Raw genomic sequence first — 9,759 nt, 5'->3', positions numbered from 1 at the left:
CCCGAACTGAAGAGCCGCGCCAGCCGGGCGGCGCGGCCCTTCAGTTCGGGTTTCCTGCTCAACTGTCCCCCTGCCTCACTCGACGTCCTCCCTGATGCGCTCGGCCCCGCGCAGCCTGGCCGGTGCCGCCCGCCGGTTCTCGGCGATCTCCTCCTCGGTGGGAAGTTCGGCACCGCGGGTGAGCAGCTTGAGCCGGGGCTGGTAGCGCTCGGGGACGACCGGGAGGCCGGGGGGCGCGGTGGTGGCGGCGCCGGCCGCGAACACCTGCTTGACCAGACGGTCTTCGAGCGAGTGGTACGACAGTACGGCGATCCGACCGCCCACGGCGAGCGCCTTCACCGCGGCCGGGATCGCCCGCTCCAGCACGGCGAGTTCGCCGTTGACCTCGATGCGCAGCGCCTGGAAGGTGCGCTTGGCCGGGTTGCCTCCGGTGCGCTTGGCGGCCTGCGGCAGCGCGTCGCGGATCAGCTCCACCAGCCGGGCGCTGTGGGTGAACGGCTCCTTCTCGCGTTCGCGCACGATCGCGGCCACGATCCGCTTGGCCTGCTTCTCCTCGCCGTACGCCCGCAGGACGCGCACCAGTTCACCGGCCGGGTAGGTGTTGAGGACCTCGGCAGCGCTGATGCCGGTGGACTGGTCCATGCGCATGTCCAGCGGCGCGTCCTGGGCGTAGGCGAAGCCGCGGTCGGCCTCGTCGAGCTGCATGGAGGACACACCGAGGTCGAACAGGACGCCCCGCGCGCGCGGGATGCCCAGTCGCTCCAGCACGTCGGGCAGCTCGTCGTAGACGGCGTGCACCAGGGTGGCCCGGTCGCCGAACGGCGCGAGACGCTCACCGGCGAGGCGCAGCGCCTCCTTGTCGCGGTCGAGGGCGACGAGCCGGGCCTCGGGGAATCGGGTGAGCAGCGCCTCGCTGTGCCCGCCGAGACCGAGGGTGCAGTCGACGACCACCGCTCCCGGCCGCTCCAGGGCGGGTGCCAGCAGATCCAGGCACCGCTGGAGCATCACGGGGACGTGTCGGCTGTTGCTCAAGGGGCCCTCTCAGGTCCGGCGCGCCCCGCACGCACCGCCGGGTCCCCGACCGCTCGCGGACGAGAGGACCTGCCGGCGCCAAAAGCGTCAGCCGACCGGAAGCGGGTGGAGGCCGAGCCGTACGTACGCGCCGCGCACGCGGGGAGACCGTTCGGGTGTATGCCCTGGTCTCCGGGTATGCAGTCCAGCAGGGAGGGGCACGCCTCCCGCTTCGCGTCACTTTAGTCCACCCTGTCTCCCGGTCAATCAACCGGCCTGCGCGTCGCCCGGCTCAGTCCCGGCGACACGGCGTTGCGGGGAGTTTCACCCGTAAGGAGGGGGGTTGCGGTACGTGTGGAGTCGCTCACAACAGGCCATCGTGGCGTTCTTTGTCCCTTCTCACAGCAGGACCGCAGCGCGCACGACCAGTAACGTCATGAGTATGACGACTTCTGCATCAGTTCCCGCCGGGTCCGAGGGCGCCATAACGGGAGGTGCCGTCACCGACCGCCTCGTGGCGGCCAACGCGGCCTACGCCGACGCGTTCACCGACCCGGGCATGGACGCCCGTCCCGTCCTGCAGGTGGCGGTCGTGGCCTGCATGGACGCCCGTCTCGACCTGCACGCCGCGCTCGGCCTGAAGCTCGGCGACTGTCACACCATCCGCAACGCGGGCGGCGTCGTCACCGACGACGTGATCCGCTCGCTGGCCATCAGCCAGCGGGCGCTCGGCACCCGCCGGGTCGTGCTCATCCACCACACCAACTGCGGCATGGAGTCCATCACCGAGGACTTCCGGCACGAGCTGGAGATGGAGGTCGGGCAGCGTCCCTCCTGGGCCGTGGAGGCGTTCAAGAACGCCGACCAGGACGTGCGGCAGTCGATGCAGCGCGTGCGCACCTCGCCGTTCCTGCCGCACACCGACGACGTGCGCGGTTTCGTGTTCGACGTCAAGACGGGCCGGCTGCGCGAGATCGACCCCGCCGCCTGACCGCCGCGCCTGTTCCGCCACCGCCGCCCGAACTTCCGCCCGCCCCCGCGAAAAGGCCGCGGTACGTCACCTGCGAAAGGCCGTAAGGCACGACATATCGCGGCCAGTTGTCCACAGGCGAGTGACACGAATCGGTAACGGCGGCAAGAATGCGTGGTGTGACATCACGCGGAACTCTTCCGGTGCGGTGTCCGTGTTCGGGGTGGGCCGGTCCGCTCAGCGGGGCGTCGGCCCGGAAAGTTGGGGAATCCTCTGCTCTGTGAAGGGCGTGGGGAAGGGCCGAGGAGGGCCGGGTGACGACCTATGACGATCGAGCGAGCCTCACTGATCTGACCGCCACTGTGGAGCGCGTCCGCAGTTCGGTGGAGGGAGTGATCGAGGGCAAGCCCGAGGTCGTACGGCTCTCGCTGACCGTACTGCTCGCCGAGGGGCACCTGCTGATCGAGGATGTTCCCGGGGTGGGCAAGACGATGCTGGCCAAGGCGCTGGCACGGTCCATCGACTGCTCGGTGCGGCGCATCCAGTTCACGCCCGACCTGCTGCCGTCGGACATCACCGGGGTGTCCATCTGGGACCAGCAGCGCCGGGACTTCGAGTTCAAGCCGGGCGCCATCTTCGCGCAGATCGTGATCGGCGACGAGATCAACCGCGCCTCGCCCAAGACCCAGTCGGCGCTGCTGGAGTCCATGGAGGAGCGCCAGGTCACCATCGACGGGCAGAGCTACGAACTGCCCAGCCCCTTCATGGTGGTGGCCACCCAGAACCCGGTCGAGATGGAGGGCACCTACCCGCTGCCCGAGGCCCAGCGCGACCGCTTCATGGCCCGGGTCTCCATCGGCTACCCGAGCCCGGAGGCCGAGTTGCAGATGCTGGACGTGCACGGCGGGGTGAACCCGCTGGACGACCTCCAGCCGGTGGCGCACGCGCACGAGGTCGTCAAGCTGATCGAAGCCGTGCGCGGGGTGCACGTCGCCGACACCGTGCGGCGCTACGCCGTGGACCTGGTCGCGGCCACCCGCACCCATCCCGACCTCAGACTCGGCGCCTCGCCGCGCGCCACGCTGCACCTGCTGCGCGCGGCGAAGGCGTCCGCAGCCCTCAGCGGCCGGGAGTACGCACTGCCGGACGATGTGCAGGCACTCGCCGTGGCGGTGCTGGCCCACCGGCTGCTGCCCACCGCCCAGGCCCAGCTCAACCGGCGCACGGCGGAGCAGGTCGTCCAGGAGATCCTCCAGCAGACCCCGGTGCCCACCGCCTCCCAGCAGGCCGGCGGCCTCGGCCTGGGCGGCACCGCGCCGGAGTTCGGCCGGCAGCAGCCGCGGAGGCTGTGATGAGCACCGCGGGGACCACGCGCGCGGAGGACGAGCGGGGCGGCAGGGGCGGCGTGCGCACCGCGCTGGCCGGTCTGACCACCCGCGGACGCTCCTTCCTGGCCGCCGGGGTCGCCGCCGCGATCTGCGCCTACGTCCTCGGGCAGCCCGACCTGCTGCGGGTCGGGCTGCTGCTCGCCGTCCTCCCGCTGGTCTGCGCCGCCGTGCTCTACCGCACCCGCTACCGGGTCGCCGGCAGCCGCAGGCTCTCCCCCGCGCGTGTGCCCGCCGGCGGCGAGGCGCGGGTGCACCTGCGGATGGACAACGTCTCCCGGCTGCCCACGGGCCTGCTGATGCTCCAGGACCGGGTGCCCTACGTGCTCGGCCCGCGCCCCCGCTTCGTGCTGGACCGGGTGGAGCCCGGCGGCCGCCGCGAGGTCTCCTACCGGGTCCGCTCCGACCTGCGCGGCCGCTATCCGCTCGGCCCGCTGCAGCTGCGGCTGAGCGACCCGTTCGGGATGTGCGAACTGACCCGGTCCTTCTCGACGTTCGACACCCTGACCGTCATACCGCGCGTGGAGCCGCTGCCGCCGGTCCGGCTGAGCGGCGAGGCCAAGGGGTACGGCGACGGTCGGCAGCGCTCGCTGGCACTCGCGGGCGAGGACGACGTGATCCCGCGCGGATACCGCTACGGCGACGACCTGCGCCGTGTGCACTGGCGGTCCACCGCGCGCTACGGCGAGCTGATGGTGCGCCGTGAGGAACAGCCGCAGCGGGCCCGCTGCACCGTGCTGCTGGACACCCGGGGCATCGCCTTCCGGGGCGCGGGCCCGGACTCGGCCTTCGAGTGGGCGGTCTCGGGTGCCGCCTCCGTCCTGGTGCACATGCTGGAGCGGGGCTACTCGGTGCGGCTGCTGACGGACACCGGCAGCTCGGTGCCGGGCGAGGGCTCGGGCGGGTTCGCGGGCGCCAGCCAGGAGTCGGCGGACGCGGCCGGGCTGATGATGGACACCCTCGCGGTGATCGACCACTCGGACGGGGCGGGGCTCTCCCGCGCCTACGACGTGCTGCGCGGCGGCAACGAGGGGCTGCTGGTCGCCTTCCTCGGCGACCTCGACGAGGCGCAGGCCGCGGTGGCCGCCAAGATGCGCCAGCGCAGCGGCGGCGCGGTGGCCTTCGTGCTGGACAGCGACACCTGGCTGCGGGAAGCGGACGACGTGCCCGGTCCCCTCGACGCGGGCGGGGAGCGGCTCCGGCTGCTCCGCGACGCCGGCTGGACAGCGGTGAGCGTCCCCCGGGGCGCCTCCCTGACCGAGGTGTGGCGCCAGGCGGACCGCGACCGCACGAGCGCCGGCCCGACGAGCATGCCCGGCTACGACCCGTCGAGCCCGGCCGGTGCGGGCGCGGCGAGCGCGGCCGGCTCCGTGGCGGGAGCTCGCGGCGCGGGCCACGGAGAGGGACGATCATGAGCGGGACGGTCGGCCCCGGCAGCGGACGGGGGACGTGGTCGTGAGCGGACGGGCACGGCTGGCGTTGTGTGCCGCGCTGGCCACGTTGATGGCGGCGTGCGCGCTGCTGCCACTGGTCTCCTCCGTGGCATGGATGCTGCAGGCCACGCTGCTGCTGGCGGTGCAGTCGGGTGTCGGTGCGGCGGCCCGGCGGGTGCCGTTGGCGCGGCCCCTGACCGTGGCGGCGCAGGTCCTGGTCACCCTGGTGCTCCTGACCCTGGTCTTCGCCCGGGCCCAGGCCGTCGTCGGGCTGGTGCCCGGCCCGGACGCCTTCCGGCACCTGACCGTCCTGCTGCAGCAGGGCGCGGACGACGTCGGCCGGTACGCGATCCCGGCACCGCTGACCGACGGCATCCGGCTGATGCTGGTCGGCGGTGTCCTGCTGATCGGCCTGATCGTGGACACCGTCGCCGTGACCCTGCGCAGCGCGGCCCCCGCCGGCCTGCCTCTGCTCGCGCTGTACTCCGTGGCCGCGGGCCTGTCCGCCGGCGGCACGGACTGGGTGTGGTTCCTGGTGGCCGCCGCCGGCTATCTGATGCTGCTGCTCGCCGAGGGCCGCGACCGGCTCTCGCAGTGGGGTCGCGTCTTCAGCGGGGCCCGCGCCGCAAGCGGCGAGCCGGGCGGGGCGACGGCGCCGGTGCGCGCGGGGCGCCGGATAGGCGCGGTCGCCCTGGGCGTCGCCCTGGTGGTGCCGCTCGCCCTGCCGGGCATGCGCGGCGGGCTGCTGGACACCGCCGGGGCGGGCGTGGGCTCGGGCGTCGGAAGCGGCGGCACGATCTCCGCCGTGAATCCGCTCGTCTCACTGCGCGACAGCCTGAACGTGAACGAGAACCGCACGGTCCTGAGCCTGCGCACGAACTCCGAGGACTCCACCGACCTGTACCTGCGGATCGTGTCGCTGGACGACTTCGACGGCACCACCTGGAAGCCGTCCCAGCGGCACATCGTCGGCGTGCCCGACCCCTTCCCCACCCCGGCGGGCCTCGACGGCGACGTCAAGCGCTCGGAGATCACGACGTCGATCTCGGCGGCCGACTGGTACGCCCAGGACTGGCTGCCGATGCCGTATCCGCCCAGCGGTGTGCGGATCAAGGGCAGCTGGCGCTACGAACCCGTGGGCATGACGCTGGTCGGCGACCACGGGCAGAACACGCGCGGGCTGTCGTACCAGGTCAAGAGCCTGGAGGTGCAGCCCACCGCGGAGCAGTTGGCCACGGCGCCGGAGCCGTCCGCGGTGTTGAGGCGCGAGTACACCAAGGTGCCCAGGACGCTGCCGGGGGTCGTGGCCCGCACCGCGCGGGCGGTCACCGAGGGAGCGGCGAACCACTACGAGCAGGCGGTCAAGCTCCAGAACTGGTTCGCCCTGGACGGCGGCTTCCAGTACGACACCCAGGTGGAGGTCGGCAGCGGCTCCAACGCGATCGCGCGCTTCCTGAAGAACAAGCGGGGCTTTTGCGTGCACTTCTCCTTCGCGATGGCCGCGATGGCCCGCACGCTCGGCATCCCCGCCCGGGTCGCGGTCGGCTTCGCGCCCGGCTCGCCACAGGGTGACGGCACCATCGCGGTGGGGCTGAAGGACGCGCACGCCTGGCCCGAGCTGTACTTCGAGGGCGTCGGCTGGACCCGCTTCGAGCCGACGCCGACGCGCGGCACGGTGCCGTCGTACACGCAGTCGGACAATCCGGGCACGGCTCTGCCGAACCCGGCGGTGCCCTCCCAGCGGGCGAGCACGGAACCGTCCGCCCCGTCCTCGTCGAGCACCGGCTGCCCGCCGGAGCTGAAGCGGCTGCAGGAGTGCCCGAGCCCGTCGGCGCAGGCCGCGCTGCCCGTCGACGGAGGCGGCCCGCGGTGGTACGCGGTGGCGGCCTGGGCGCTGGGCGGGCTGGCCGTCGTGGTGCTCCCGCTGTCGCCCATGCTGTGGCGCAGGCGGACGCGGTCCGTCCGGCTCGGCGCCCACGGGCGGGGCGAGGCGGACACGACACCGCACACCCTGGCCGTCTGGCGGGAACTCACGGACACGGCCTGGGACTTCGGGATCCTGCCGGACGAGTCGCAGACCCCGCGCAAGGCGGCCGCGCGGATCGTCCGCCTCGGTCGTCTCGACCCGGCGACGGCCGAATCCGTGCACCGGCTGGCCGACGCCCTGGAACAAGTCCTCTACGCGCCGCGTCCGCGCCCCGTGGCGGGTCTCGCCGAGGACGTCCGCCGCGTCACGGAGGGCCTGCGGAGCACGGCCTCCCGGGGCACGAGGCTGCGGGCCGTGCTCGCTCCCCGCTCGGCCGCGCGCCTGTCGTGGACGGTCTCGGCCCGGTGGGCGGCGGTGAGGTCCCGGGCCGCGGCCCTGCGTCCGGCGCCGCGCAGGCCGTCGGGACAGCAGGGCTGACGGCGGGCCACGAGTGCCGCATGAGTGAGGGGCTGACCACTTACGGTGGTCAGCCCCTCACGCGTCCGGGGTGCTGCTTCGGGGTCAGTGCCCCTGTTCGTCGCGGCGGCGCTGCCAGCGCTGCTCGATCCGGTCCATCATGGAGCGCTTGGGACGGGCCTGACCACGGACCTGACCACGGGCCGGCGGCCCTCCGGCGGGCCGCTCGCCCGGCTTGGGGGCCTTGCGCCAGCCGGTCACGGCCAGCAGGGCGCAGCCCAGCATCACCAGGAAGCCCACCACGCTCACCCAGTAGTACGGGACGATCACGCCTGCCATGAGGAGCGCGATACCCACGAGAAAGCCCGCGACCGCCTGGTAGACCCGCCGCCGGGTGTACGTACGCAGCCCGCTTCCCTCGAGCGCCGACGCGAACTTGGGATCTTCGGCGTACAGCGCTCGCTCCATCTGCTCGAGCATGCGCTGCTCGTGCTCCGAGAGCGGCACGGAGTCCTCCTCATCGTGCAGTCGCCGGGGCGACCCGGGGGTCTCTTCAGGATAGGCAGGGAATCGCCCCCGTGAAACCCGCCCCTCTGCGCCATCTGGCCAACCGGACCCCCACGACGGACCCGGCTCGCTGAGGCTTCCATTCCCCGGCGGCCGACCTGTCATGCCGGACGGTCTCCCTCGATCATACGGCGGCCAGGCCTGGTTCGGGGGGGTCTGTGGCGGACTCCATGCCCGCCCGGACCACCGCCCCGGGCCCGCCACGGCGCCCACCGCGAAGGCCGCTCGGAGACACGGTCGCGGACGTCGGCTCAGGACTCGGTGGCGCCGCGGGTCTCGCCGAGGACGTGGAGCTGTGTGGCCACGGAGTGGAAGGCCGGCAGCTCGGCCGCCGCCGCCTCCAGCTTCAGCAGTGCGTCCAGCGCCGCGGGCTCGGTGTCCACGAGCACGCCGGGCACCAGGTCGGCGAAGACCCGCACACCGTGCACCGCGCCGACCCTCAGCCCCGCGCCCTCGACGAGCGCGGTCAACTGCTCGGCGGTGAAGCGGCGCGGCATCGGGTCACCCTCGCCCCAGCGCCCGTCCGGGTCGGCGAGGGCCTGCCGGGCGTCCGTGAAGTGGCCGGCCAGGGCACGGGCGAGCACGGCGCCGCCGAGGCCGGCGGCGAGCAGGCTGAGGATCCCCTCGTCGCGCAGCGCGGCGACCGCGTTGCGCACGCCCTCGGCGGGGTCGTCGACGTACTCCAGGACCCCGTGGCAGAGCACGGCGTCGTAGCCGCCGCGTTCGACCACGTCGAAGAGGCCGTGCGCGTCGCCCTGCACGCCCCGCACCCGGTCGGGCACGCCCGCCTCGGCGGCGCGGCGCTCCAGCGCGAACAGCGCGTTGGGGCTGGGGTCGACCACGGTGACCCGATGGCCGAGCCGGGCGACGGGCACGGCGAAGTTGCCGCTGCCGCCGCCCGTGTCGAGGACGTCCAGCGACTCCCGCCCCGTGGCCTTGACCCGCCGGTCGAGGGCGTCCCGCAGGACCTCCCAGACCACGGCGGTACGGAGGGAGGAGCGAGGTCGGGGGTCGGAGCGCAGCGACGCCGCTTGAGGGTGGCGGTGGGAGACGGGCGGGCGCATCGGGTCCGACACGGCAGTTGACTCCTCGAGGCGGCACCGCCTCTTGCACGGCGGAGCGATCGGGCTGCCTCCTCCGCCCGCGGCACGGGAGGGGAAGGCTTCAGGCGCCTTCCACCCTATTGCCTCCGGTGCCCTGCCCGCCCGCTGCCTCCGGCGCTGGTCCCGGCGATCCCGGGGGCGGCTCAGCCCGCGTCCGGCATGTCGTGCCGGACGTCGTGTCCGGGGCGGGCGGTGCCGGGCTCGGCGGTGTCCTGACGCGGCTGGGGCAGCACCGGCTGGAGGACCAGCATCCGCTCGACGAGGCGGACGAACATCGCCACGTCGCGTATCAGGTCGTCCGCCTCCCGGCGGCCGACCGCGCCCTGGACCCCGGCCTCGGCCAGCGCGCGGCGGCGCGCGCCGGAGGCGAACAGCGCGCTCCACTCGGTGAGTTCGGGTGCGATCTCGGGAAGCACCTCCCAGGCGCTGCGGATGCGCGCGCGGCGCCGGGGCGTCGTCTCGGGGCGCCCGCGCGCGGCGAGCACGGCGGCGGCGGCGCGCAGGGCGGCGAGGTGCGCCGTCGCGTAGCGCTCGTTCGGCGTTTCCAGGACGGCGGCCTCGTCGAGCCCCGCGCGGGCCTTTGCCAGCAGGTCGAGGGCGGCGGGCGGAGCCGTCGCCCGGCGGAGCACGGGGTGCACGTCGCTCGCCGGGCCGGTCAGTGAGGGGGCAGGGCCGGTGGCGCGGCGCCGACGGGCGGCGGCTGCGGACGAGTTGGCCATGACGATCCTCCTGTCGTCTGTGTGACGGCATGGATGCCGTATGTGCCCATCGTGAGGTATGCCACTGACAATCCGTTCTGACCTGGACTTTTGCTTCGATCGCACATTCGGGATAGTCGTCGACGCCCTCAGGAGACTGATCACGGGCGGCGGTGAAGCCCGCCAGCACCACGCAGGCCACCCCGACC

General features: G+C 73.6%; 8 protein-coding genes. 4 read left to right on the top strand and 4 right to left on the bottom strand.

All coding sequences use genetic code 11. From position 1 onward, the window contains the following. Positions 1-75: 75 nt before the first annotated feature. On the bottom strand, positions 76-1,032 hold the full coding sequence (rsmH, locus tag BZY54_RS42185) for a 16S rRNA (cytosine(1402)-N(4))-methyltransferase RsmH (RefSeq protein ID WP_086730660.1): 957 nt from the start codon (positions 1,030-1,032) through the stop codon (positions 76-78). 421 nt (positions 1,033-1,453) lie between these two features. Here rsmH and BZY54_RS42180 point away from each other — a divergent pair, with 421 nt between their 5' ends. From BZY54_RS42180 to BZY54_RS42165, 4 genes are all read left to right on the top strand, one after another. Continuing rightward, positions 1,454-2,002 (top strand): beta-class carbonic anhydrase, encoded by a 549-nt coding sequence (locus BZY54_RS42180; RefSeq protein WP_086730659.1) that lies wholly within the window; start codon positions 1,454-1,456, stop codon positions 2,000-2,002. Positions 2,003-2,295: 293 nt separating this feature from the next. Continuing rightward, a complete protein-coding gene (locus tag BZY54_RS42175) occupies positions 2,296-3,333 on the top strand; it encodes an AAA family ATPase (RefSeq protein ID WP_086730658.1) in 1,038 nt (345 codons plus the stop codon). Further along, positions 3,333-4,781 carry a DUF58 domain-containing protein gene (locus BZY54_RS42170; RefSeq protein ID WP_244217603.1) on the top strand — a complete coding sequence of 483 codons (1,449 nt, stop codon included), beginning with the start codon at positions 3,333-3,335 and terminating at the stop codon, positions 4,779-4,781. Before BZY54_RS42175 ends, BZY54_RS42170 begins: the two co-directional genes overlap by 1 nt. Before the next feature lie 40 nt (positions 4,782-4,821). Further along, positions 4,822-7,203, top strand: coding sequence for a transglutaminase TgpA family protein (locus tag BZY54_RS42165; RefSeq protein ID WP_167414161.1), 2,382 nt, complete (start codon positions 4,822-4,824; stop codon positions 7,201-7,203). An 84-nt stretch (positions 7,204-7,287) separates the two neighbouring features. Here BZY54_RS42165 and BZY54_RS42160 read toward each other — a convergent pair whose 3' ends face one another. The 3 genes from BZY54_RS42160 to BZY54_RS42150 form a co-directional block, all read right to left on the bottom strand. Continuing rightward, positions 7,288-7,689, bottom strand: a complete 402-nt coding sequence (locus BZY54_RS42160; protein WP_086730657.1) for a DUF3040 domain-containing protein — start codon at positions 7,687-7,689, stop codon at positions 7,288-7,290. A gap of 311 nt (positions 7,690-8,000) precedes the next feature. Next, on the bottom strand, positions 8,001-8,825 hold the full coding sequence (locus BZY54_RS42155; RefSeq protein WP_167414160.1) for a class I SAM-dependent methyltransferase: 825 nt from the start codon (positions 8,823-8,825) through the stop codon (positions 8,001-8,003). A 170-nt stretch (positions 8,826-8,995) separates the two neighbouring features. Continuing rightward, a complete protein-coding gene (locus BZY54_RS42150) occupies positions 8,996-9,571 on the bottom strand; it encodes an SAV_6107 family HEPN domain-containing protein (RefSeq protein ID WP_086730656.1) in 576 nt (191 codons plus the stop codon). Positions 9,572-9,759 lie beyond the last annotated feature (188 nt).

It is taken from the genome of Streptomyces carpinensis, assembly GCF_002154505.1.
Lineage (GTDB): Bacteria > Actinomycetota > Actinomycetes > Streptomycetales > Streptomycetaceae > Streptomyces > Streptomyces carpinensis.
Note: the sequence above shows the minus strand (reverse complement) of the source record. Positions and strands in the feature narration are given on the sequence as shown.

Excerpts from the sequence above, each read along its gene's own strand:
- BZY54_RS42180 (WP_086730659.1), top strand. The coding sequence starts at position 1,454 with ATGACGACTTCTGCATCAGTTCCCGCCGGGTCCGAGGGCGCCATAACG.
- BZY54_RS42170 (WP_244217603.1), top strand. The coding sequence starts at position 3,333 with ATGAGCACCGCGGGGACCACGCGCGCGGAGGACGAGCGGGGCGGCAGG.
- BZY54_RS42150 (WP_086730656.1), bottom strand. The coding sequence starts at position 9,571 with ATGGCCAACTCGTCCGCAGCCGCCGCCCGTCGGCGCCGCGCCACCGGC.